We start from the raw sequence: 22,760 nt of genomic DNA, 5'->3' as shown, positions 1-22,760 counted from the left end.
GGTCTGGGTTCCGCTCGGTGTTCCGGGTCGGGTCAGATCGAGGAGTTGAAGGCAGCGACCGGCACGAGGCCGGATTCCGCGCCGGGGAGCGCGCGCTGGAGCCGGGAGGCCAGTTCTTCCGCGCCGAGCGCGGCGAGATCGGCGAGCGAGGGGCGTTCCGGCGTCTCCTGAGGGTCAGTGAGCTTGCCGGCCGGCCTGATGCTGGTTACCGGAGTCATATTCGTTTCCTTAGGCGCGGTTAGGACCTGCCGAGGGTGGGTAAGCCCACCCAGTTGCGACCAATGTAGTGCCCTCGAAGACTCCGCGCGGCACGTTCGGAGTCACGTTGGGCTCCCCAGGCGGCCGACGCCGCACCACAGCCCGCGCCGTGCCACCAGAATTCACCTGATCAGCCGCCGCGCCCTTCGCCGTGGCGCACGCCGAAGCGTGTCGCCGGGGCGAAAAGATGGACCGCCGCCAGGGCGAAATTGTGGCCCGCCGCCAGGGCGACCATGTGGACCGCTGCCTGGGCACACCCCGGGAGTGCCCAGCAGAGCACCCCCACAAGCGCGCCATCCGGTCAAGCCTGCGCCTCCCCGGATTCATTCCCCCGGATTCACTCCCCCCGGCTCGCCGAGCTCCCCCACGGCCCGCACCAACTCCCTGGTGAACTCCAGCCCGTCCGGCGTGAGTTCGCCGCAGCTCAGGAGCGTCTGCCCGGCCGCCAGGGTGTGCGTCCGCCAGCGCGCGAACTCCGCGTGCGCACGGGCCGCGCGCGCCACCTCGCCCGCGCCCGAGCCGGGCGTCGCGCCCGAGCCCACCCCCGGCCCCGGCGCCGCCCCGGAAACCCCCGCGCCCGCGCCCGACCCTGCCCCGGCCGCCGCCTCCGCCTCCGCCCGCCAGAAGTCCGCCACGCCCAGGTGCGCGTACGCCCCCTGGAGCAGCGCCCCGGCCGGGCGCGGGTCGGCCCGCCAGGGGGCGTGGTAGACAGCCGGACCGTTGGGTCGGTGCAGCGGCACCAGGTCCATCAGGGCACCGAGTTGGACGTGCAGGAACTCGTGCACCAGGGCCAGCGCCAGCAGCACCGGATCGTCCGGCAGCGAGGCCGCCACCGCACCGTACGCCCGCCGGGCGGCGGCGCTGACGACCTCCCCGCCGGGGGCCGGCCGCAGCGGCACGACGGTGGCCACGCAGGCCGCGAGGGCCCGCGCATGGCGGCGGTGGCGGCGCACCAGGATCTCCCAGGCCTCGGCCAACCGCCGCTCCCAGCGAGCGAGTTCGCCGCCCGCGAGCGGCCCGGCCGGCGGGCGCCCGTAGTCCACCCGGCGCGGACCGGCCTGGTCGATCGACGGCGTCCAGCGCAGCCCGTCGCACTCCAGGACGAGGGACGGCCCCGGGCCCGACCGGAGGAACTCGCCCAGCCCGTCGAGCGGGGCGGCCTCCCCCGCCGCCGCGCCGCGCAGACAGTCGGCCGCCCAGGCGTCCAACTCCGGCCGCAGCAGCACCTCTTCCCAGCCGTCCCGGTCGTCCCGCTGCAGCGCCCGCACCCGGGCGTACGCCTCCCGGTAGCCGTCGTGCTCCGGCACCGACCGGCGCAGTGCCAGCAGCAGCAGCGCCCGCTTGCTCAACTGCCCCGCGCGCAGCAGCCGGACGGCCTCCGGCCCGCCGCGCGCGCCCGCGATCGCCCGGAACGTCGCCCGGTCCACCCCGTGCCGGGGCAGTCCGTCCGCCCCGCGCGCGCCCGGCACCCCGGCCGCCACCACCTCGCCCGTACCCGTCACCGGTCCTCCTCCTCGTGTGTGCGGCTCCCGGCCAGGTCGGCCGGTCCCTCGCCCAACCCGCCGGATCCGCCCGCGGTCTCCCCACGCGGGGGCGGATCAGCCGGACGGCGGCCGGGCATGACCCGGACGGGTGAACCGACGCCCCGCCCCCGCCGTCACCTCGGCCCCACCCGCGCCGCCGATGCCGCCTCCGTCACCCCGCCGCCCGTGTCGCACCCGCCAGTCCCGCGACCCCCGCCCGCAGCCGCCCCGCGATGTGCCGGATCAGCCGGTCCAGGTCCGCGCAGTACACCGACGGGTGCCCGAAGCCGTCTCCCGCGTACCGGTGCGCGTACAGGCCCCCGCCGCAGACCCGGGCCAGCGGGCACCCGGCGCAGACCGCCCCGAGGCCCGCGAGGCCGCGCTGGCGGGCCCGGAAGGCCGGGTGCGCGCCCGCCTCCCGGAAGCCGTGCCGCCACACGTCCAGGCCGGTCCCGGGGGCGCCGTCGTAGGCCGCCTTGAGGCTGTCCGCCTGCTCGATCGCCCCGTCCGTCTCGACCACCACCAGGTCGACGGGCGCCAGCCCGACCGCCTCGCTGGCCGCCCGCCCGCCGAGCAGCAGCACCGCCAGCTCCTCGAACAGCCGCACCCCGGTCTCCCGGCGCGGCGCGCCGTACCAGCGGTCGAAGGCGGCGATCAGCCACTCCCCGTACGGCGCGGGCCCCCCGCCCGACGGCGGCGCTTCCGGCACCGGCCGCGGCGGGACGCCCGGCGGGGGCTCGCGCCAGGTGGCGTGCGGCAGCAGCAGGTCGATCCTGGGCGGCGCGAACTCCAGCAGCGCCTCGTAGGTGGCCACCGGGTCCGACGCCAGGTCGACGACGCACAGCAGCCCGGCGAACAGCTCCCGGTGCCGCTCCGAGCCGAGCAGCCGCACCGCCTCGGCGGTGCGCGCCCAGCTGCCCGCGCCGGAGGGCAGCCGCCGGTGCCGGTCGTGGCCGGCCCGGGTGCCGTCCAGCGAGACCCCGACCGCGACCCGGTGGCGGTGCAGCACGTCGAGCAGCGCCGGTTCGTCCAGCAGCCGCAGCCCGTTGGTCTGCACGGTGAACCGCACCCTGGACCGGACGGCCGCCAACTCGCCGAGCAGCGCGTCCAGATGGGCCGCGCCGACGAGCAGCGGCTCGCCGCCGTGCAGCACCACGGACACCTCGTCCAGCCCGTGCTCGGCCGCGTGCTCGTCGATCCGCCGGGCGGTGCGGCGGACGGTCGCGAGCTCCATCCGCCGGGGCCGCCCGCGCCAGCTCTGGTCCGCGCCCTCGTACACGTAGCAGTAGTCGCAGGCCAGGTTGCACCGACTGTGGATCTTCAGCAGGAACTGCCGGAACGGCACCATGCCCGTGAGCCTAAGGCCTGACCGCCACGCCGCCAGACCGTCTGTCCACCAGTCCGCCCGGCCGCCTGACTGCCCGCCCGACCGCCTGACCGCCCGTCACACGTGCGGCGGCTCCACGTCCGAGTCCAGCCGCGTCCCGGCCCGCACCGCGATCGTCGTCGGGTGCTCCTCCCCCAGGGTCGACCGCGCCCGCCGGATGCACTCCGCCCGCAGCTCCGCGGCCCGCTCGGCGTACCCGAGGGCGGCCAGCGACAGCGAGAGGTTGGAGTTGATGCCGATGGAGTCGTAGTGGTCCTGGCCGAGGGCGTCGGTCATCAACGGCTCGGCCTCCAGCTCCAGTTCGAGCGCGGCCTGCAGTTCCCCGGCCAGCGCCAGGTCGTTGGCGTGGTTCATCATCGCGATCGGGATGTAGAGGTGGTGCGCGCCGAGGACGGTGCGGAACTGCGCCAGCGTACGGCCGGACAGCTCGCGCGCCTCCGCCGTGCGCCCCGCCAGCCGCAGGTACACCGAGAGGTTGTTGGCGCCGGCCAGCGTCACCGGGTGGTTCTCGCCCAGGTAGTCGCGGTACCGCGCCAGCGCCCGCTCGGCCAGCGGGATCGCCCGCCCGGTGTCGCCGAGCGCGTTGAGGTCGCTGGCCAGGTTGGTGGCGGCCGCCAGGGTGTCGGGGTGCTCGGGGCCGTTGATGTCCAGGTAGCGCTGGTAGATGTCCTCGTCGATCTCCAGGGCCTCGTGGTACCGGCCGGCCCGGCGCAGCGCCACGGCCAGGTTCTTGCGGGCGCGCAGGGTGTCGGTGTGGCTGTCGCCGATGGTCTGCTGGTAGATCCGGACGGTCTCCTCCAGCAGGTCCAGGGCCTCCCGCAGCCGCCCGGTCTCGCGCAGGTCGCGGGCGTAGTTGGAGGCGGAGGAGAGCGCGTAGAGGCTGTGCGCGCCGAGCGCGTCGCGCTGCTGGAGGTAGTTGCTGCGGTGCCGTTCCAGGGCGGCCCGGCGGTCGCCGGCCAGGTAGTCGGAGACCGCGAGGTTGTTGGTGATCATCAGGGTGCGCGGGTGGTCCGGGCCGAGGGTGCGCCGGGCGGCGTCCAGGGTGCGGCGGTCGAGCGCCCTGGCCTCGTCGTAGCGGCCGAGGAAGCGCAGGTCGGCGCCGAGGCTGTTGGCGACGGCGAGGGTGTGCGAGTGCTCCGGGCCCAGGGTCGCGGTGAAGCGCTCCAGGATGTCCCGGTCCATCTCGTACGCCTCCTGGAGGGCGCCCTGGGAGCGGCGGATGTTGCTCAGCTGGGTGCGCAGCATGAGTGTCTGGGCGTCGTTGTCGACGTCGAAGCCGGGCCCGCCGTAGCCGTCCTGGCGCCAGTGCTCCAGGGTCCGCTCGGCGAGTTCCCGGCCGGACTCGTGCAGGCTGCGCTTCCACTGGTAGCGCACCGAGTCGATGATCCACTGCCGGACGTCCTCGTCGGCGCTGTCGAGCGCCCCGGACGGCCAGAGGTGGGGCAGGAGTTCGGCGTACTCGGCCCAGTTCGCGGGCACGTCCGGGTCGCCGGGGTTGGCGGTGGCGAGCGCGGCGTGGACGACGCCGCTCAGTTCGGCCCGCCGCTCCTCCTCGACCTGGTCCCGCAGCACGGCCTGGACCAGCCGGTGCACGGTGATGGTCTCGCTGCCCTGGTCGGTGCGGGCGAGCCCGAACCGGTTGATGGCGCGCAGGAACTCGCCGATCGCGAGCTTGTCGCGGGGCGCGCGCGGGGGCAGCCGCAGGGCGCGGGTGACGGCCCGGCTGTAGAGCAGCCGCATCGGGATGGCGTCCGGGCCGAAGAACGCGCAGATCTCCAGGATCTGGGCGGCCGGGGCGTTCATCCGGCGCAGTTCCTCGACCGAGATGCGCCAGGTCGCGGCGGCCGAGTGCGGGTAGTCGGCGGCCCGCAGCCGGGTGCGTTCCAGCATCTCGGTGAGCTCGTCGTCGAGCAGTTCGAGGTAGGTGGCGATCGGCATCGACGTCTCCTGGAGCCAGACGGCGGCCTGGCCGACGGCGAGCGGCAGGTCACCGAGCCGGTGCGCGACCTGGTCGGCGTCCTCCGCGGAGAGGCCGCCGTTGAAGCGGCGCAGCAGCCGGACGCTCTCCTCGCGGAGGAAGACGTCGACCTCCACCAGGCCGGCGTGCCGGGCCCAGCCCTGGTTGCGGGAGGTGATCAGCACGTGCCCGCCGGAGGAGCCGGCCGGCTGCCAGGGGGCGAGTTCCTCGGGGGTGCCGGCGTTGTCGAAGACGAGCAGCCAGCGTCGGTACGGCTGGCCGCGGCGCAGCGCGTCGAGCACGGCGGCGGCGGTGTGGGCGACGTCGTCGCTGGTGGGCACACCGAGCCGGGGCGCGAGTTCGGCGAGCTTCTGCGGGATGTTGGCGGGCTCCTCGGCGGGCACCCACCAGATCACGTCGTAGGCGGCCTTGAAGCGGTGCGCGTACTCGGCGGCGATCTGCGACTTGCCGGCGCCGCCGAAGCCGTAGAGCACCTGGCTGAGCACGGCGGCGGGGCCGCCGGTGAAGCGGTTGCGGAGCAGTTCCAGGAGCTTGCCGCGGCCGATGAAGGCGGCGTTGCGCGAGGGCGCGTCCTGGACCTGCGGGGCGGTGCCGGGGAACCGCGCGGGGGCGGCGAACTCTCCGCTGTCGGTTTCGAGTTGGCGGTTGCTGCCGGGCGGGGGGCCGAGTTCGGCGTAGAGCTGGGACTCGGCCCCGACCGCGGAGGAGCGGACCAGGTCGGGCACCGGCTGCCCGGCGAACGGGCGGGGCACGGGCTCGTCCGGGTCCTGGAGCCGGAAGGAGACCAGCGCCGGTGATCCGGAGGCCAGTTCGCGCCCCTGGAGGAGCTGCCAGACCTCGGCGGCCCGGGGCAGCGCGGTGTACTCGGGCGAGAGCAGCGCGAGCAGCCGGCCCTGGCCGTCGACCGGCCCGGCGACCTCGGGCGGCCGGGGGCCGGTGTACGGTTCGGCGGCGCTGTGCAGGGAGGCCTGGTAGCCGAAGCGGGTGAGCGTCCCGGCGGCCCACTCGGCCCACATCCGGTCCTCGGGCGCGTAGCTGACGAACACCTGGCGCGGCACCGCGCGGGCGGAGCGCAGGTAGGCGCCGTAGAGCCGGCGGCGGGTCTCGGCGGTGAGCGGGCGCAGGGTGCGGACCCGCCCGTCGGTGATCCAACCGGCCAGCCGTTCGAAGGCGTTGAGCAGGCTGCGGGCCTCCTGCGGCCGGTCGGCGACGGTGGCGGGCACCTCCTCGTACGCGTAGAAGGGCTTGTACGGCACCTCGACGTCGGCCCAGTAGCCGGCCCGGCGGTCGCCGGCCAGCCAGCGGCCGAGGTAGGGGGCGAAGGCCTCGCGGGCGTAGTCCCGGCCGGCCTCCAGGCGCTCCTGCTCGGCGTCCTCGACCCGCATCGGCACCGGCAGGACCCGGATCGCCCGCTCCTCGGCCTCGGTGATGTCGCGGGCGGCGTCGACGCCGCCGCGGATGTTCTGGGCGCTGAAGGTGAAGCAGTCCACCACGGTGTCGGGCATCAGGACGGTGCAGATGCCGGAGGTGTCGCTGACGCCGGTGCGGCTGTCGATGAGCACGTAGTCGTAGCCGCGGGCCCAGCGTTCGCGCAGCTCGCGCAGGAACTCGCCGCCGCGGATGTCCCGGCCGTGGTAGAAGCTGCGCCAGTTGAAGCTGGTGACGGCGGCGGCGTAGGCGGCGTTCTGCCGGCCGGCGGGCAGGAAGTCGAGCCGGCCGCCGGGCGGCAGGTCGAGGGCGAGGCCGCAGATGTAGCCCTCCAGGCGGCCGGGCTCGTCCAGCCAGGCGGCCGGGGACTGCCCGACCGGCCCGCTGGCGGAGGGCAGCGCCTGCTTGACGTAGGAGCGCAGCAGGTCGATCAGGCCTTCGGTGGAGTGGAGTTCCGGGTCGACCAGCAGCGGGTGGTAGTAGCGGTGGAGGCCGGGCGCCTCCAGGTCCCAGTCGACGACCAGGACGCGCAGGCCGCGGCTGGCGAGGATCCAGCCGACGTTGGCGAGCGCCATGGTGCGGCCGGTGCCGCCCTTGAAGGAGTAGAACGTGACGACCGATCCCGGTCCGCCGCGCTCCAGCTCTGCGCCGGGCTCAGTGGTCATCGTCCTGGTCTCCCCTCAGCGGGACGGCATCGTCCTGGCCCCGGCGCTGGCCGGGTAGTTCCGGTGGAGCGGGATCGGGGTGGTGCCGCGCGGGCGGTCGGCCCCGGCGCGGACCCGACGGGCCGGACGGACCGGCCGGGATGGTCAGCCCGGGCATGTCCGGGCCGTCGCCGAAGCCGAAGGCGTCGCCGTCCGGGCCGAGGCCGAAGGCGTCCCCGCCATCGTCTCCCCAATCGAGGTTGTCGTCCATGAGCTTGTTCTGGGCGACCGTCACCATGATGGTGAGGTCGTTGTCGAAGCTCTCCTGGTTCACGCGCACCCGGAACAAGTGCTCCAGGTCGCTCCGGCGCAACCAGTTGCGACGGAACACGCCGCGCACGCCGGTCCACGGCGCTTCGCGCTCCCCGTCCGGGTCGTTGCTGCCGATCGGCACCACCACGCCGGTGACCGGGTGGTTCTGGTCGTCGTACTCGCTCAGCGCGGCCCGGTAGCGGCCGCTGCCGGCCACCCACGGGTCGACCAGCAGCACGCTGACCTGGCTGTCCTCCCGGGCCTGGTCGAGCTTGCGGCCGAGGCCCGGGCCGATCTCCTCCAGCGTGGTGGTGTGCCCGGCCGCGGTGATCACCTGCTGGGCGCGCGCCGCCAGGGACGGCCGGGCGGGCGGGTAGTAGGGCGCCCAGTGCCAGGGCTTGGCCCCGTACCAGCCGCCCGTGTACGAGCCGCCCTGCGCGGCGGCCTCCGGGGCGCTCCCGGCGGCGATGAACAGCCGCACCATCCCGGGGCTGGGGGCCGGCTCCGGCGCCGCCGGGGGCGGGAAGTAGCCGCGCACCGCGCCCAGGTCGAACTCGGGCAGCTCGCCGAGCCGCCGCGCGGCCGCGTCCCGCACCCGCTCCGCGACCACCCGGACGACCTGCTCGTACGCCCCGCTCTGCGCGGTGCGCAGCAGGGCCCGCAGGCCGTGCCGGGCGTAGGCGTCGCCCATGTCCGGCTGGACCCACTGGACCTTGGTCACCTCGGCGGCCAGTTCGCCCGAGCCGACGGGCTCCCAGAGCACCGGGATCAGCGCCGGGACGAGCTCCCCGGTGTCCTCGTGGTGGCGCCGCACCCGGCCGCGGAAGGCGGTCCACTCCTTGCCGCAGTAGAGGCTGGCGAAGTAGGCCGGGGAGTAGAGCGCGATCATGGTGCGGCTGCGGCCCAGCATCGTCGCCAGGCGCTCGGCCCAGTCGTCGCCGAGGCGCAGCTGCTCGGTGTCGCGGAAGGCGAGCTCCTCGGCCCGGACGGCCACCCCGAGCAGTCGGCCGAGTTCGTCCCGCAGGTCGTTGAAGAACTGGTTGACGAAGGCGTCCTCGGCCTCGAAGTCCCGACGCGCGTAGCTGAAGAAGAAGTACGGCCTGTGCTGTTCCTGCCCCATCACCTGTTCCCCCCGTGCCCGACGGTCCGCGACGGCGCTGGTTTCATACCCCAGCATGTCGCGAACTCCCCCGGCCCCGCTGGCGAGTTGGAGGATTCGGTACCTCGGGTGGTTTAGCCGGTGGTCAGGCGCACACGGACGGCCCGCGGTGCTCCGGCGCCCGGGGGCGCGCGGACGGGACCGCGGGGCGCACCGACGGGATCGGCGGGTGCCACCGGTCGAGCGCCGCCGGCGGGGTGCCTCCGACGGGGTGCCGCGGGCCGGATGCCGGCGGCGCGGCGACCTACCGGTCGAGCGCCGACTGGAAGGCGGCGAGCGGCTCGGCGCCGGGGGTCAGGGCGTCCGCGACCACCCGGCGCAGCAGGTCACCGAGGACGGTGTCGGGCAGGGCCTCGAGTTCGTCGAGCGACAGGGCGGCGACGTCGACCAGGTCAGAGCCGAGTCCAGCGGCGGTTTCCGCACCGGTGACGCCCATCAGTCCCTCACTCGATCGTGTCGGCACAGCGGGCCGTTGGCCGGGGGTGCATCGACCCAGGTCCGCGACGGGCATCCTACACCCGGGGAGTGACGGGCCATCAGCTCCGCGCGAGCGCCGCGCGGAGCCGATGGGCCGAACGGATCACGGGCAGAGCCGCTCCACCCGCCACCCCGTCGGGGCGGCCGGGTCGGCGACGTAGCGGAGCCGGTCGTGCAGCCGGTTCTCCCGGCCCTGCCAGAACTCGACGCTCTGCGGGACCACCCGGTACCCGCCCCAGAACGGCGGGACGGGCACGCCCTCGCCCTCCGGGTAGCGGCGCTCCAGCTCGGCGTAGCGCCGTTCGAGCACCTCCCGGCTCTCGACCGGGCTGGACTGCTCGCTGGCCCAGGCGCCCAGCTGGGAGCCGTGCGGGCGGGTGCGGAAGTAGGCGGCGGTCTCGTCCCGGCCGACCTTCTCCACCCGGCCCTGGACGATCACCTGGCGGGCCAGCGCGATCCACGGGAACAGCAGCCCCGCGTACGGGTTGGCGGCCAGCTCGGAGCCCTTGCGGGAGCCGTAGTTGGTGAAGAACACGAAGCCGCGCAGGTCGTAGCCCTTGAGCAGGACGGTGCGGGAACTGGGCCGCCCCTGGGCGTCGGCGGTGGAGAGCACCATCGCGTTGGGCTCCACCACGCCGGCGTCGTCCGCCTCGTGGAACCAGCGGGTGAACTGGCCGATCGGCTCGGGCGCGAGCTGCTCCTCGACCAGGCCCTCGTGACTGTAGTGCTTGCGCATCACGGTGAGGTCCGGGCCTGGGCGGGCCTCGTCGGCCAGGGTCCGGTTGGCGGGGCTCAGGGGCGTCGACTGGGCGCGATCCGGGGTCTGCACGCCAACATCATCCCGTACGACAAGCAACGGGCACCGCTACCTCCGGACAAACCTCGGTGGGAGATGAGATGACCCGCCCCCGGTTGACCACCCACCCTGCGGGGAATTGTCCGGAACCGGGCGTTTGGTTCTGCGGCCTCCCGGGGCGGGGCGGCCCCTCCGCGGGAGAGTCGAGCGGGACGACGGGAAACATCACCACGGTGGTGTATGGCGCAATGCACCCCGTGCCTGTCACCCTGGCACCGAGTGCCAAACACCATTCGGTCACTGGTGCGCCGCCCCACCACGGCGGAGCGCCGATCGCAGAACTGAAGGAGCCGTCGCATGTCCGATTTCGTACCCGGGCTTGAGGGAGTCGTCGCGTTCGAGAGCGAGATCGCCGAACCCGACCGCGAGGGCGGCGCCCTGCGGTACCGCGGTGTCGACATCGACGACCTGGTGGGCAACGTCTCCTTCGGCCACGTCTGGGGCCTGCTGGTGGACGGCAAGTTCAACCCCGGCCTGCCGGCCGCGGAGCCGTTCCCGATCCCGGTGCACTCCGGCGACATCCGCGTCGACGTGCAGTCCGCGCTCGCCATGCTCGCCCCGGTCTGGGGCCTCAAGCCGCTGCTGGACATCGACGCCGAGCAGGCCCGCGACGACCTCGCCCGGGCCGCCGTGATGGCCCTGTCCTACGTCGCCCAGTCGGCCCGCGGCCAGGGCCTGCCGATGGTCCCGCAGAGCGAGATCGACAAGGCCGAGACGGTCGTCGAGCGGTTCATGATCCGCTGGCGCGGCGAGCCGGACCCGAAGCACGTCAAGGCCGTCGACGCCTACTGGACCTCGGCCGCCGAGCACGGCATGAACGCCTCCACCTTCACCGCCCGGGTCATCGCCTCCACCGGCGCCGACGTCGCGGCCGCCCTCTCCGGCGCGGTCGGCGCGATGTCCGGCCCGCTGCACGGCGGCGCCCCGTCCCGCGTGCTCGGCATGATCGAGGAGATCGAGCGCACCGGCGACGCGACCGCCTGGGTCAAGAACGCGCTGGACAAGGGCGAGCGCCTGATGGGCTTCGGCCACCGCGTCTACCGCGCCGAGGACCCGCGCGCCCGGGTGCTGCGCCGCACCGCCAAGGAGCTCGGCGCGCCGCGCTTCGAGGTCGCCGAGGCCCTGGAGAAGGCCGCGCTGGAGGAGCTGCACAACCGCCGCCCCGACCGCGTGCTGGCCACCAACGTCGAGTTCTGGGCCGCCATCATGCTGGACTTCGCCGAGGTCCCGGCGCACATGTTCACCTCGATGTTCACCTGCGCGCGCACGGCGGGCTGGTCGGCGCACATCCTGGAGCAGAAGCGCACGGGCCGGCTCGTGCGCCCCTCCGCGCGCTACGTCGGCCCCGGCCCGCGCCGCCCCGAGGAGATCGAGGGCTGGGACGCCATCGCCCGCTGATCCCTGCGGCGTAATACCGGACGAGCGTCCGGTCAGTGCCCCTGAGCAGCGGGTCCGGCTCCGGCCGGGCCCGCTGCCGCGCGTCCCCGGGCGGCTCCCGGGCGGGCGGGACGCCAGTCTCAGCGGGCGGACGGCCGTACCTCCGCCAGGCCCCCGGCCGGTAGGCTGCGCCCGTGGCTCAGATCCAGATCCCCGCTGACATCAAGCCCGCAGACGGCCGTTTCGGCTGCGGACCGTCCAAGGTGCGCCCCGAGGCCCTGAGTGCCCTCGCCGCCACCCAGACCTCCCTGCTCGGCACCTCACACCGCCAGGCCCCGGTCAAGAACGTGGTCAAGCGCGTGCGCGAGGGCGTGAGCAGCCTCTTCTCGCTGCCGGACGGCTACCAGGTCGTCCTCGGCAACGGCGGCTCCACCGCCTTCTGGGACATCGCGGCCTTCGGCCTGGTCCGGGAGAAGTCCCAGCACCTCGACTTCGGCGAGTTCTCCTCGAAGTTCGCCTCCTCGGTCGAGGCCGCGCCCTGGCTCGGCGAGCCGAGCGTGATCAAGACCGCCCCGGGCACCCACCCGCTGCCGGTCGCCGAGGCCGGCGTGGACGTCTACGCGCTCACCCACAACGAGACCTCGACCGGCGTCGCGATGCCGATCCGGCGCCCGGCCGGCGCGGACGAGGGCTCGCTGGTGCTGGTGGACGCCACCTCGGGCGCCGGCGGCCTGCCGGTGGACATCACCGAGACGGACGTCTACTACTTCGCCCCGCAGAAGTCCTTCGCCTCCGAGGGCGGCCTGTGGCTGGCCACCTTCTCCCCGGCCGCCCTGGAGCGCGCCGCCGAGATCGCCGCCTCCGGCCGCTACATCCCGCCGTTCTTCTCGCTGCCGACGGCCATCGACAACTCGTCGAAGGACCAGACGTACAACACCCCGTCGCTCTCCACCCTCTTCCTGCTGGCCGACCAGCTGGAGTGGATGAACGGCAACGGCGGGCTGGACTGGGCGGTCGCCCGTACCGCCGACTCCTCGTCCCGGCTGTACTCCTGGGCCGAGAAGTCCTCCTACGCCACCCCCTTCGTGGCGAACCCGGCCGAGCGCTCCCAGGTGGTCGGCACCATCGACTTCGACGAGTCGGTGGACGCCGCGGCGGTCGCCAAGGCACTGCGTGCCAACGGCATCGTGGACACCGAGCCGTACCGCAAGCTGGGCCGCAACCAGCTGCGCATCGCGATGTTCCCGGCGATCGACCCGGCGGACGTCGAGGCGCTCACCCACTGCATCGACTACGTGGTCGAGCAGCTCTGACCCCGTCCCCCGAGGACACGGCCGAGGGCCACCGCCGACGGGCGGTGGCCCTCTCGCCGTTCCGGGGCCGGGAGGCCCGAGGTGCCTAGCGGCCGACCAGCGAGCTGATCAGCACGACGACCAGCATCAGCACCAGGGTGCCGGAGACGATGCGCATACGAGTCTTGGGGTCCACGGTCAACGAGCGTACCTCCGGCTCACCCCGTACTCCGCCCGGGCCCCTTGCCGGGCCCTCCCGGGGAGCTCAGCTCCAGTCCGCCAGCGCCCAGGAGCGGAGCGTCTCGTAGTGCGCGAAGCCACCGCCCAGGTCGCTGCGCACCAGGTGCAGCTCGGCCGCGTCCCACTCCGGCCCCCGGTAGTCGGCCAGCGCCGCCACCAGGCCGTCCAGCTCGGCCGCCGCGACCCGCTGCACGGCCCGCCGGTGGCCGCGCGAGGAGCCGGCCCGGGCGAGGGTGAGGTGCGGGTGGAAGGCGAAGTCGTCGGTCGCCCCGGTGACCTCGGCGGTCGCCCCGGTGACGGCGTCGGCCAGCCGCCGCAGCGCCCAGGCCTGACCCTCGACCCCGGCCCAGAGCACCCGGTCGCCGAACCGGCCCGCGCCCGCGATCCGCAGCCGGTGCACCGGGTGGACCTCGGCGACGGCGGCCAGGCCCGCCTCCAGCTCCGGCAGGCTCCCGGCCGGCACCTCGCCCAGGAAGGCCAGGGTCAGGTGCCAGCCCTCGACGCCGGTCCAGCGCAGCCGCTCCGCCCCGGGCAACTCCCGCACCGGCGCGACCACGTCGGCGAGCCCCTGCAACGCCTCGACCGGCGGCAGCACCGCCACGAACAACCTCATGGGCCCATCTTCCCGCGCCCGGCCGGCTGGGGTAGAACGTTCTCCCATGAAGATCCGCAACGGGGGGTCCGCGGACGTCCCCGACATCCTGTCCCTGCTCGACGGCGCCGTCTCCTGGCTGACCGCCCAGGGCCGCACCGGCCAGTGGGGCGACCAGCCGTTCAGCGCCATCCAGGCCCGGATCGACCAGGTCTCCTCGTACGCCGAGGAGCCGTTCCTGATCCGCCTCGCCGTGGACGAGGACGGCCGTACGGTCGGCTGCTGCGTGCTCTCCGAGGACCGCGGCCGGTGGATCCCCGCCGTGGACGAGCGCGAGCTGTACGTCCGCAACCTGGTCACCGACCGCGACCGCAAGGGCTCCGGCATCGGCGCCGCGCTGATCGCCGACGCGATCGAGGAGGCCCGCCGCCGCGGCATCGGCCTGCTGCGGGTGGACTGCTACAACGGCGCCGACCGCAAGCTGGTCGGCCGGTACCGGGCGCTCGGCTTCAGCGAGACCGTGACGTTCGAGGTCGACCAGCCGAACGGCGTCTGGCCCGGCCAGGTGCTGGAGATCCGGCTCTGACCACCGCAGGCCCCCGGACGCGTCCGGGGGCCTGACGTTCCGTCAGCAGGCCGGTGCCAGCTCCGACTTGCTCGCCGCGCCGGTCCGCGGCACAAAGGCCACCACCCGGCCGCCGCGGCCAGGGTGCAGGTCGAACCGCACCCGCAGGTCCGCGCTGCGGGCCAGCACCAGGCCCACCACGCCGGCCGCCGCCGCGGACACCAGACCGCAGGCCAGCAGGCCGAGCCGGGGCCCGTACGAGGCGGTCACCCAGCCGACGATCGGGGCGCCGATCGGCGTGCCGCCGGTGAAGACCAGCACCAGCAGGCCCATCACCCGGCCGCGCATCTCGGGGTCGGTGGCCAGCTGCAGCGAGGAGTTGACCGAGGTGTTGAAGCTCAGCCCGAACACCCCGATCAGCATCAGCAGCAGCGCGAAGGTCCAGTAGTCGGGCGCGAACGCGGCGACCACCTCCAGCGCGCCGAAGGCCAGCGCCGCACCGACCAGCCGGCGCAGCCGCGGCACGCCCCGGCGGGCGGCGAGCAGCGCGCCGGTCAGCGAACCGATCGCCATCGCGGTGTTCAGCAGGCCGTACTGGCCGGCGCCCACCTCGAAGGTGTCGTACGCGAAACCGGAGAGCAGCGTCGGGAAGTTGAAGCCGAAGGTGCCGATGAACCCGGCCAGCACCATCGGCCAGAGCAGCTCGGGCCGTTCCCTCACGTACCGCAGCCCCTCGCGCAGCTGCCCCTTCTCGCGGGCGATCGGCTCGGTCGGGCGCAGTTCGCTCTCCCGCATCGCGAGCAGCCCGCCGATCACGGCGGCGAAGGACAGCGCGTTGACGGCGAACGCCCAGCCGCTGCCGACCGCGGCGATCAGCAGGCCCGCGACGGCGGGGCCGACCAGCCGGGCGGTCTGGAAGTTGGCGGCGTTCAGGCTGACGGCGTTGGCGAGGTCCTTGGGCCCGACCATCTCGGAGACGAAGGCCTGCCGGGTCGGGTTGTCCACCACGGTGACCAGGCCGAGCAGCAGCGCGAAGAAGTACACGTAGTACGGCGTCACCACGCCGCCGACGGTCAGCACCGCGAGGCCGGCGGCCAGCAGGCCCATCGCGCCCTGGGTGTAGATCAGCAGCCGGCGCTTGGGCATCCGGTCCGCGAGCACGCCGCCGAACAGGCCGAGCAGCAGCATCGGCAGGAACTGCATGGCGGTGGTGATGCCGACCGCGAGCGGACTGCCGGTGAGACTCAGCACCAGCCAGTCCTGGGCGATCCGCTGCATCCAGGTGCCGGTGTTGGACACCACCTGGCCGGCGAAGTAGTAGCGGTAGTTGCGAACGCGCAGTGAGGAGAACATCCCCCCGGGCCGGGTGAATCCGGCACCCGTGGGAGATGAGAGGGGCCGAGCGGAGCTCGTCGCCGGAAGGGTGGTGGCGGGCGACGGGCGGGCCGAGTGGGAGCGGCCCTGAGCGGCGGAGTCCGCCGCGGTGCGTTCGTCGGGGTCGTCGTCGCCGTTGCCGGGCAGCCCCGTGGGGGCGGGTGCCTGGGCGTCGGCGGCCGCGGCGCTCGCCGCGGCGGGGTCGGTGGTCGGGTCGTCGGTACGGATGGCGGCGGCGCTGGCTGCGGCCGGCGGTGTCACGGTGGTCTCCCCTCGTGGCGCGACGGCCATGGCGGTGGCCGTCGCGCTCCTGGTGTCAGTGGTCGGTCCTGCGGTGATGCAGTGCTCCTCGTTCTTCCGGCGGCTTGCCGGATCCGGTGTGCCTAGAGGTGTGCGAGCTTGTAGAGCACGGGCGCGGCCTCCCTGAGGACGGCCCACTCCTCCTCGTCGAGCCCCTGGGCGAGCTCGGCGAGCCAGACGTTCCGGCGTCGACGACTCTCCGCGAGGATCGTCTCGGCCTGCTCGGTGCTGCTGACGACCACCTGGCGGCGGTCCTCGGGGTGCGGCTCGCGCCGCACCAGCCCCTTCTCCTCCAGCATCGCGACGATCCTGGTCATCGAGGGAGGCTGCACGTGCTCCTTCCGGGCGAGCTCACCCGGCGTCGCCTTTCCGCACCGGGCGAGGGTGCCCAGCACTCCCATCTCGGTGGGACTCAGCGACTCCTCCACCCGTTGGTGTTTGAGTCGTCGGGAGAGGCGCATCGTGGACGATCGCAGCTGACTGATCGCTGCGAGGTCCTGCTCGGACATCTCGGGCATCTCTTTAGACTACGTCATTACTCTCGCTAAGGAAAATGAGATCCGCCGTGCCGGAGGGTCACCCCGGTGCGATATTGGTCATGGGCCCCAGCTCTCGACTCCCAGAAGGGCCGACCTGCCATGTCCGACCTCGCCACCGAGCCGTCCGGGCGGTCCGAACGGCCGCAGCCGTCCGAGCAGTCGCAGCCGTCCGTGCCGTCCACCCGGGCCGAGCCCGGCGACACCGGCTTCGCCCGGCTCGCCATGGTCACCATCGACTGCGCCGACCCGGTCGCGCTGGCCTCGTTCTACGGCGAGCTGCTGGGGTGGGAGACCAGGCACGCGGACGAGCACTTCGCGATCCTGGACAACCCCGAGGGCGGCAGCCCGATCGGCTTCGGACGGGTGACCGGGTACCGGCCGGAGCCGTGGAAGGAACCGGACGGCAGCAAGCACTTCCACCTCGACTTCTACGTCGACGACCTGGACGAGGCCACCGAGAAGGCCCTCGCGCTCGGCGCCACCGAGCCCGCCTACCAGCACGGCCGCACGCTGCGGGTGCTGATCGACCCGGCCGGCCACCCGTTCGGGCTAGCCCCCCTGGAGTGAGCACCGACCGCCGCGGTGGGCCACCGGCCGCCGGCGTGAGCGCCGGCCGCGGCCCGGGGGCGGTGCGCAGGCGGTGTCAGGGGTTGGTGCCGGGATCATGCAGGCCACGTAAAGGTCCATCCTGACCTGGGACTTCACAAAAAACGCGAACATTGTGCGATCCGCAGGACAGTGGCTACTCTCCCCGTTTGTCAGGGGCACCACATACCAGGCTCCTCCCCGCGGGACCGCGTTCCCGCTCCGGTGCCCGTTGCCGCGCGCCTTCCCCGGCCAGCCGCGTCCGCCCGCGTCCCGGTGCCCGCAACCCTCGTCCAGGGAGCTCTGTTGGGTGAGATCCACCATGCCGACCACGGCTGGGTGACACCGGCGGTCTCGTACTTCGTCGCCTGCCTCGGCGCCTTCGTCGCGCTGCGCAGCGCCCGCTGGGCACTCGTCTCCCGGGGTCGCACCCGGGCCGTCTGGCTGCTGTTCGCCTCGACCTCCCTCGGGGCCGGGATCTGGTCCATGCACTTCATCGCGATGCTCGGCTTCTCCGTGACCGGCGTCGAGATCAGCTACCGTCCCGGACTCACCGTCCTCAGCCTGCTGGTCGCCGTCGCCGTGGTCGGCGTCGGGCTCTTCACCGTCGGGTACTGGCGGCGGCGCGGCCCGGCCCTGCTGGTCGGCGGGCTGACCACCGGCCTCGGGGTCGCCGCGATGCACTACCTGGGCATGGCCGCGATGGTCCTGCCCGGCCGGCTCGACTACGACCGGCTCACCGTGGCGGCCTCGGTGGCGATCGCCGTGGTCGCGGCCACGGCCGCGCTCTGGGCCGCGCTGAACATCCAGGGCACGCTCGCCGTACTGGCGGCGGCCCCGGTGATGGGCGTGGCGGTCTGCGCGATGCACTACACCGGCATGGCGGCGCTCTCCGTCCGACTGGACCTCTCGCGCTCCACCGCGGACGGCGTGATGGCGCTCCAGTTCATCTTCCCGCTCGGGGTCGGGCTCGGCTGCTACGTGTTCTTCGGCTCGCTGGCCTTCGCCGTCTCACCGAGCCGACCCGACTCCCGGCCCCTGCTGGCCGGTCCGGCCGCCCCGCTGCCCCCGCGTGCTCCCGCCACCGAGCGGGCCGGGTGGGCCGCGCGCACCCCGGGCGGCCCGGACGACGACCCGCCGCTTCCGCTTCCGCGGCGGCAGCGGTCACCGGGCGGGGCGGCCCGGCGCTGACGCCGGGTACGGGAGCGGGGCCCGGGCGGGCGTCCGGCCGGGCCCCCCACCCCGGCCGGGCGTCCGCCCGGGCCCTTTCCCGTTCAGCCGGGTGCCGCCGCGTCAGGCCTGGGAGGGCCGCCCGAGGAGCCCCGCCACGTGCTCCGGCGTGGCCACCGGGCAGACCTTGTGCACGAAGTCCCGCCGCAGCGCGTGGTACGGCTCGCCCGCCCGGTAGAAGTTGGCGTGCATCCGGCGCAGCTCCTCCGCCCGGTACTCGGCCAGCGGCTTGGCCTCCTCGTCGACCGCCCGGCGGCGCTTCTTGTCCACCAGCCGCCCCGTGAGGTCAGGTGCGGCGGCGATCCGGGCGGCCTCGCGGGCCACCCAGCGGCGGAACCCGGCCGCGTCCCCGCCGACCGTACGGTCCACCAGGCCGATCCGGCGGGCGTGGTCGGCACCGACCGGCAGCGCCTCGGCGGTCAGCCGCTCGGCCTGCTCGGCGCCGACCCGCCGGGGCAGGGTGTACGTCCAGTACTCGGAGCCGTACAGGCCCATCAGCCGGTAGTGCGGGTTGAGCACCGCCGACTCCCGGCACCACACCTCGTCGGCGGCGAGCGCCGCCATCAGCCCGCCGGCCGCCGCGTTCCCGGCCAGGGCCGCCACCGTCACCTTGTCCGTCGTGGTCAGCACCGCCTCGACGAAGTCGTCCATCGCGTTGATGTTCTCCCAGGACTCCAGCGCCGGGAAGGCCGCGCCCTGGATGACGTTGAGCTGGATCCCGTTGGAGTAGAAGTCCCGGGGCGCGCCGAGCACCAGCACCGAGGTCGGCCGCTCGGCCGCCTCCCGGTAGGCGGCGAGCAGCCGGCGGCACTGCCCGGTGCTCATCGCCCCGCCCGCGTAGGCGAATTCGAGGAAGCCGACCTCGCCCTCCTCGCGGTAGCGCAGCTCCGACCAGGTGTCCCGGCGGCTCGCCGCCGCCGGGCTCACCGGCACCTCGCGGACCGCGTACAGCTCGTCGGCGAGCACGGTGGCCGCCGGCAGCTTGAAGGTGGCCGGCCCGCCGGGAGTGCGGCGCGGGCGCAGCTGCGGTATCCACACCGCGCCGTCCACGGTGGCCCGGCAGATCGCGCCGTCCCGGGTGGCCAGCACGGCGCCGGGCTCCGGTCCGCGCAGCTCGTCCTCGGGGTGGCCGCCGTGCAGGAAGAACTCCCGCCCGTACAGCTCGTCCGGCACGCCGGGCTGGGAGTCGGCGGCGCGCAGCTTGCGCAGCACGGTGGCGGTGTCGTCCCGCGCCCAGTCGATCCGGCGCGCCTCCTGCCGCAGGGGGGGCCGCGGCACGCCCTGCACGTCCGGCCGGGCGTAGTCCAGCGGCTCGGGGGTGAACAGCCCGCCCTCGAACCGCTGGACCGCCAGCAGTACGGCCTCGACGGCGGCGTCGGCGAGCTCGCCCCGGTACAACTCGCTCTTGCCGCAGGCGGGGACGGGGAACTCGACAGAGGCCCAGATGTCCCCGGCGTCCATCTCCTCGACCGCCTGCAGCACGGTGACGCCCCAGCGCTCCGCCCCCTCGGTGATCGCCCAGTCGAGCGAGGAGGGGCCGCGGTCGCCCTTGGGCCCCGGGTGCACGATCAGGACGGTCCGGGTGGACCAGATGTCCTGGGGGACGGCCTTGGTGAGCATCGGGCAGATGATCAGCTCGGGGTCGGTACGGGCCACCGCCTCCCTCATCCCCTCGTCGCCGAGGGCGAGTTGGACGGCGACCCGGTGGCCGCGCTCGCGCAGTCCGGTGTGGACGCGCTGGGTCAGGCTGTTGAACGCGCTGGCGATCAGGAGAATGCGCAAGGAGGGCCTCCGGCGGGAACTGGGGTCGCGCGCAGGCGATGAAACCACGGCATGGACACGTAATGATTACGGTCCGTGTCCCGGCGCTCTACTCTCACGCACCCCGCACACCTGTGCCCCGCGTTTCGCCGGATCTCCCCAACTCTCCTTTCCCACCGGGTACTCTCCGCCGCCGACGGACACGCCCTGACGCGGGAACGCCCGGTGGGCCCGCCCTGGCGCGGGAACGCCCGGCGAACACGCCCTAACGCGGGAACGCCCGGCGGGCCCGCCAGGTGGTGTGCTCCCGGGAGACCGCGTCCTCCGCCTCCGCGGCCAGCCGGGCCCAGCGCTCCTCGGCGTCCGGCGCCCGGAGGTCGAGGTCGGACAGCTGGTTGCCGACGTTCTCCAGCTCGCGCGCGGCCAGCTGGTAGGCGGCGGCCAGCGGGCCGAGCTGCTTGAGCTGCGTCCAAGCGATGATCGCCGCCGCCGCGGCCGAGGTGGTGCCGAAGACGTGCACCGGCAGCGCGCCGGTGGCCTGGGCGACGGCCGCCGCGGCACCGACGATGATCAGCACCGCGACGCCGAGCCCCCAGGAGACCGCCTGCGAGTCGCAGGCCTCGGCCCGGGAGCGGTACCAGGTGCGCTGGCCCTCGACCCGGGCGCGCAGGTAGAGGGTGCGCCGGGCGGTCAGGTTCTCGGCGCGCTGCCGGCGCATCTCCGGGGTAATCTCGGCGACGCTGCCGGGCGGCACGATCTCCGGGTCTTCGAAGGCCCGCAGCACGTCCTCGACCTGGAGCAGGTAGCCGCGGTCGACGTCCACGGACTCGGCCTCGCCGTCGAACGGCGTGGCCCGGACGGTGTACTTCCAGGCCAGCGTCTTGACCGACTCGGCCGCCGCCCGGGCCTGGTACCAGCGGCTCTGTGGGTTGCTCCGGCGCAGCCGCGACCAGAAGTAGCCGGCCACCAGGAAGGCGGCGACCGAGAACAGCGGCCAGACGTCGAAGTCGCCCTTGTCGTCCGGGCCCGGGAACGACCCGATCACCGCGGCGACCACCAGCATCGCGATCAGGCCGCGGTACCAGCGCAGCGTCTCCCGCTGGCCGTCCAGCGATGCCTTGTCCGTCATCCAGAACAGCTCCGGCAGAAGCTGTGCCTCGACGCCCCCCGGCGGATCCTGTTGCACCATCGGTCGAGTCCCCTCCCCCTTCTCCGTCCAGCCAGTATTCCCATCGCCAACTCGCCTACACGGGCGCATTTTTGACAACTTCCGACCGTTGGTGACGGGTGCGGCAAGAGGGGCGCCCCGCGGAGACGCCGGGCGATGGGAGGAGCGCCCGGCGAAAACGCCGCGGCCCCGGCCTCCCGGGGCTAAGCCGGGGGGACGGGGCCGCGCGGGCCGTACGGCGTCAGAGCAGGCCGAGGGCCGGCATCAGGTAGTAGAAGGCGAACACCGCCGCCACCGTGTACATCGGGACGGGGACCTCGCGGCCGCGGCCGGCGGCCAGGCGCATCACGCAGAAGACGATGAAGCCCATGCCGATGCCGTTGGTGATGCTGTAGGTGAACGGCATCATCACGATGGTGACGAAGGCCGGGATCGCGATCGTGTAGTCGGCCCAGTCGATCTCCTTGATCGAGTTGGCCAGGATCAGGAAGCCGACGGTGACCAGGGCCGGGGTGGCGGCCTGGGCCGGGACCATGGTGGCGAGCGGGGTGAGGAAGAGCGCCACCACGAAGAGCAGGCCGGTGACGATCGAGGCGAAGCCGGTCCTGGCGCCCTCGCCGACACCGGCGGTGGACTCGACGAAGCAGGTGTTGGCGGAGGACGAGGTGGCGCCGCCGGCCGCGGTGGCGATGCCGTCCACCATCAGGACCTTGTTGATGCCGGGCAGGTCGCCCTTCGCGTCCAGCAGGTGGGCCTCGTCGGCCACGCCGAGGATGGTGCCCATCGCGTCGAAGAAGCAGGACATCAGCACGGTGAAGACGAACAGCACGCCGGTCAGCACGCCGACCTTCTCGAAGCCGCCGAACAGGCTGACCTTGCCGACCAGTCCGAAGTCCGGCGCCGAGACCGGGTTGCCCGGCCAGGTCGGGACGGTGAGGCCCCACGTGAGCGCCGGGATGTCCGCCACCTTGTCGATGATCGCGGCGAGCGCGGTGGAGACCGCGATGCTGATCAGGATGGCGCCGGGCACCTTGCGGATCAGCAGGATCAGGGTCAGCAGCAGGCCGACCACGAAGATCAGCACCGGGAAGCCGAGCAGGTGCCCGTTGCCGCCGAGCTGGAGCGGGACCGTGGTGTGGGCGGCGTCCGGGATGCGGCTGACGAAGCCGGAGTCGACCAGGCCGACCAGGCTGATGAACAGGCCGATGCCGATCGCGATCGCCTTGCGCAGACCGAGCGGCACGGCGTTCATGACCCGCTCGCGCAGACCGGTGGCGACCAGCAGCATGATCGCGAAACCGGCCAGCACGACCATGCCCATGGCGTCCGGCCAGGTCATCTTGGGGGCGAGCTGGAGCGCCACGATCGTGTTGACGCCGAGGCCGGCGGCCAAGCCGATCGGGACGTTGCCGATGACACCCATCAACAGGGTGGTCAGACCCGCGGTCAGCGCGGTCGCGGTGACCAGCTGGCCGCTGTTCAGGTGGGCCCCGGTGACGTCGGTGCCGCTGGCCAGGATGATCGGGTTCAGCACCAGGATGTACGCCATGGTGAAGAAGGTGGCGACACCACCGCGGATCTCGCGCGGCAGGGTGGAGCCCCGCTCGCTGATCCGGAAGAAGCGGTCGACGGCGCTGGTGGGGGGCTTCGGCGCGGCGTCGGCGGGTTCGGGCGACTCGGTGGTCGGCTGGACCACAGGCATGTGCGTGCGTCCT

Annotated in this window: 18 protein-coding genes; 5 read left to right on the top strand and 13 right to left on the bottom strand. The window is 73.8% G+C overall.

Going from position 1 to position 22,760, the window contains the following annotated elements:
* Positions 1–32: 32 nt before the first annotated feature.
* From ACIQ87_RS15820 to pdxH, 7 genes are all read right to left on the bottom strand, one after another.
* On the bottom strand, positions 33–218 hold the full coding sequence (locus ACIQ87_RS15820; RefSeq protein ID WP_359913873.1) for a hypothetical protein: 186 nt from the start codon (positions 216–218) through the stop codon (positions 33–35).
* A gap of 363 nt (positions 219–581) precedes the next feature.
* Positions 582–1,760 carry an aKG-HExxH-type peptide beta-hydroxylase gene (locus ACIQ87_RS15815; RefSeq protein WP_402406333.1) on the bottom strand — a complete coding sequence of 393 codons (1,179 nt, stop codon included), beginning with the start codon at positions 1,758–1,760 and terminating at the stop codon, positions 582–584.
* Positions 1,761–1,953: 193 nt separating this feature from the next.
* A complete protein-coding gene (locus ACIQ87_RS15810) occupies positions 1,954–3,129 on the bottom strand; it encodes an FxsB family cyclophane-forming radical SAM/SPASM peptide maturase (protein ID WP_402406330.1) in 1,176 nt (391 codons plus the stop codon).
* A 96-nt stretch (positions 3,130–3,225) separates the two neighbouring features.
* Entirely contained in the window at positions 3,226–7,239 is a 4,014-nt protein-coding gene (gene fxsT / locus ACIQ87_RS15805; protein WP_402406327.1) for an FxSxx-COOH system tetratricopeptide repeat protein, read from the bottom strand.
* Positions 7,229–8,650: a TIR-like protein FxsC gene (locus tag ACIQ87_RS15800; RefSeq protein WP_402406324.1), complete on the bottom strand. Its 1,422-nt coding sequence runs from the start codon at positions 8,648–8,650 to the stop codon at positions 7,229–7,231. The genes fxsT and ACIQ87_RS15800 overlap by 11 nt, the downstream gene beginning before the upstream one ends.
* A 283-nt stretch (positions 8,651–8,933) precedes the next feature.
* Entirely contained in the window at positions 8,934–9,125 is a 192-nt protein-coding gene (gene fxsA / locus ACIQ87_RS15795) for an FxSxx-COOH cyclophane-containing RiPP peptide (RefSeq protein ID WP_392882446.1), read from the bottom strand.
* A 144-nt stretch (positions 9,126–9,269) separates the two neighbouring features.
* Positions 9,270–9,902 carry a pyridoxamine 5'-phosphate oxidase gene (gene pdxH / locus ACIQ87_RS15790; protein WP_402406499.1) on the bottom strand — a complete coding sequence of 211 codons (633 nt, stop codon included), beginning with the start codon at positions 9,900–9,902 and terminating at the stop codon, positions 9,270–9,272.
* Between the two features lie 417 nt (positions 9,903–10,319).
* Here pdxH and ACIQ87_RS15785 point away from each other — a divergent pair, with 417 nt between their 5' ends.
* Both ACIQ87_RS15785 and serC read left to right on the top strand, forming a co-directional pair.
* Positions 10,320–11,420: a citrate synthase 2 gene (locus tag ACIQ87_RS15785; protein WP_355263959.1), complete on the top strand. Its 1,101-nt coding sequence runs from the start codon at positions 10,320–10,322 to the stop codon at positions 11,418–11,420.
* A 173-nt stretch (positions 11,421–11,593) separates the two neighbouring features.
* Positions 11,594–12,712: a phosphoserine transaminase gene (serC, locus tag ACIQ87_RS15780; RefSeq protein ID WP_402406320.1), complete on the top strand. Its 1,119-nt coding sequence runs from the start codon at positions 11,594–11,596 to the stop codon at positions 12,710–12,712.
* Positions 12,713–12,956: 244 nt separating this feature from the next.
* On the opposite strand, the gene thpR is transcribed toward serC, so the two are convergent.
* Positions 12,957–13,544 (bottom strand): RNA 2',3'-cyclic phosphodiesterase, encoded by a 588-nt coding sequence (thpR, locus tag ACIQ87_RS15775; protein WP_402406318.1) that lies wholly within the window; start codon positions 13,542–13,544, stop codon positions 12,957–12,959.
* Positions 13,545–13,590: 46 nt separating this feature from the next.
* Here thpR and ACIQ87_RS15770 point away from each other — a divergent pair, with 46 nt between their 5' ends.
* Positions 13,591–14,109 (top strand): GNAT family N-acetyltransferase, encoded by a 519-nt coding sequence (locus ACIQ87_RS15770; RefSeq protein WP_402406316.1) that lies wholly within the window; start codon positions 13,591–13,593, stop codon positions 14,107–14,109.
* A 42-nt stretch (positions 14,110–14,151) separates the two neighbouring features.
* Here the strand turns inward: ACIQ87_RS15770 and ACIQ87_RS15765 are convergent, their stop codons facing one another.
* Together ACIQ87_RS15765 and ACIQ87_RS15760 are read right to left on the bottom strand one after the other, a co-directional pair.
* Positions 14,152–15,753 carry an MFS transporter gene (locus tag ACIQ87_RS15765; RefSeq protein ID WP_402406313.1) on the bottom strand — a complete coding sequence of 534 codons (1,602 nt, stop codon included), beginning with the start codon at positions 15,751–15,753 and terminating at the stop codon, positions 14,152–14,154.
* 92 nt (positions 15,754–15,845) lie between these two features.
* The gene (locus ACIQ87_RS15760) at positions 15,846–16,280 is read right to left on the bottom strand and encodes a MarR family winged helix-turn-helix transcriptional regulator (RefSeq protein ID WP_030235202.1); all 435 of its coding nucleotides are present in this window, start codon (positions 16,278–16,280) and stop codon (positions 15,846–15,848) included.
* 120 nt (positions 16,281–16,400) lie between these two features.
* On the opposite strand from ACIQ87_RS15760, the gene ACIQ87_RS15755 reads away from it, so the two are divergent.
* Both ACIQ87_RS15755 and ACIQ87_RS15750 read left to right on the top strand, forming a co-directional pair.
* Complete coding sequence (locus tag ACIQ87_RS15755; protein ID WP_402406310.1) at positions 16,401–16,868, top strand: VOC family protein; 468 nt, start codon at positions 16,401–16,403, stop codon at positions 16,866–16,868.
* 324 nt (positions 16,869–17,192) lie between these two features.
* Positions 17,193–18,077: an MHYT domain-containing protein gene (locus ACIQ87_RS15750; protein ID WP_402406307.1), complete on the top strand. Its 885-nt coding sequence runs from the start codon at positions 17,193–17,195 to the stop codon at positions 18,075–18,077.
* Between the two features lie 102 nt (positions 18,078–18,179).
* Here the strand turns inward: ACIQ87_RS15750 and ACIQ87_RS15745 are convergent, their stop codons facing one another.
* The 3 genes from ACIQ87_RS15745 to ACIQ87_RS15735 form a co-directional block, all read right to left on the bottom strand.
* Entirely contained in the window at positions 18,180–19,898 is a 1,719-nt protein-coding gene (locus tag ACIQ87_RS15745; protein ID WP_402406304.1) for a hydrogenase maturation protein, read from the bottom strand.
* 244 nt (positions 19,899–20,142) lie between these two features.
* Complete coding sequence (locus ACIQ87_RS15740; protein ID WP_402406302.1) at positions 20,143–21,066, bottom strand: DUF4231 domain-containing protein; 924 nt, start codon at positions 21,064–21,066, stop codon at positions 20,143–20,145.
* A gap of 220 nt (positions 21,067–21,286) precedes the next feature.
* Positions 21,287–22,747: an NCS2 family permease gene (locus tag ACIQ87_RS15735; RefSeq protein WP_402406299.1), complete on the bottom strand. Its 1,461-nt coding sequence runs from the start codon at positions 22,745–22,747 to the stop codon at positions 21,287–21,289.
* Positions 22,748–22,760: the final 13 nt, after the last annotated feature.

This window comes from Kitasatospora sp. NPDC096204, from assembly GCF_044763205.1.
Classification (GTDB): Bacteria; Actinomycetota; Actinomycetes; order Streptomycetales; family Streptomycetaceae; genus Kitasatospora.
Note: the sequence above shows the minus strand (reverse complement) of the source record. Positions and strands in the feature narration are given on the sequence as shown.

What these genes read in the sequence shown, in the direction of transcription:
- ACIQ87_RS15755 (WP_402406310.1), top strand. Translation starts at nt 16,401, where the DNA reads ATGTCCGACCTCGCCACCGAGCCGTCCGGGCGGTCCGAACGGCCGCAG.
- pdxH (WP_402406499.1), bottom strand. Translation starts at nt 9,902, where the DNA reads ATGCGCAAGCACTACAGTCACGAGGGCCTGGTCGAGGAGCAGCTCGCG.
- ACIQ87_RS15765 (WP_402406313.1), bottom strand. Translation starts at nt 15,753, where the DNA reads ATGGCCGTCGCGCCACGAGGGGAGACCACCGTGACACCGCCGGCCGCA.
- ACIQ87_RS15820 (WP_359913873.1), bottom strand. Translation starts at nt 218, where the DNA reads ATGACTCCGGTAACCAGCATCAGGCCGGCCGGCAAGCTCACTGACCCT.
- ACIQ87_RS15800 (WP_402406324.1), bottom strand. Translation starts at nt 8,650, where the DNA reads ATGGGGCAGGAACAGCACAGGCCGTACTTCTTCTTCAGCTACGCGCGT.
- ACIQ87_RS15735 (WP_402406299.1), bottom strand. Translation starts at nt 22,747, where the DNA reads ATGCCTGTGGTCCAGCCGACCACCGAGTCGCCCGAACCCGCCGACGCC.
- fxsT (WP_402406327.1), bottom strand. Translation starts at nt 7,239, where the DNA reads ATGACCACTGAGCCCGGCGCAGAGCTGGAGCGCGGCGGACCGGGATCG.
- thpR (WP_402406318.1), bottom strand. Translation starts at nt 13,544, where the DNA reads ATGAGGTTGTTCGTGGCGGTGCTGCCGCCGGTCGAGGCGTTGCAGGGG.
- ACIQ87_RS15740 (WP_402406302.1), bottom strand. Translation starts at nt 21,066, where the DNA reads ATGGTGCAACAGGATCCGCCGGGGGGCGTCGAGGCACAGCTTCTGCCG.
- ACIQ87_RS15785 (WP_355263959.1), top strand. Translation starts at nt 10,320, where the DNA reads ATGTCCGATTTCGTACCCGGGCTTGAGGGAGTCGTCGCGTTCGAGAGC.
- ACIQ87_RS15770 (WP_402406316.1), top strand. Translation starts at nt 13,591, where the DNA reads ATGAAGATCCGCAACGGGGGGTCCGCGGACGTCCCCGACATCCTGTCC.
- ACIQ87_RS15810 (WP_402406330.1), bottom strand. Translation starts at nt 3,129, where the DNA reads ATGGTGCCGTTCCGGCAGTTCCTGCTGAAGATCCACAGTCGGTGCAAC.
- fxsA (WP_392882446.1), bottom strand. Translation starts at nt 9,125, where the DNA reads ATGGGCGTCACCGGTGCGGAAACCGCCGCTGGACTCGGCTCTGACCTG.
- ACIQ87_RS15760 (WP_030235202.1), bottom strand. Translation starts at nt 16,280, where the DNA reads ATGCCCGAGATGTCCGAGCAGGACCTCGCAGCGATCAGTCAGCTGCGA.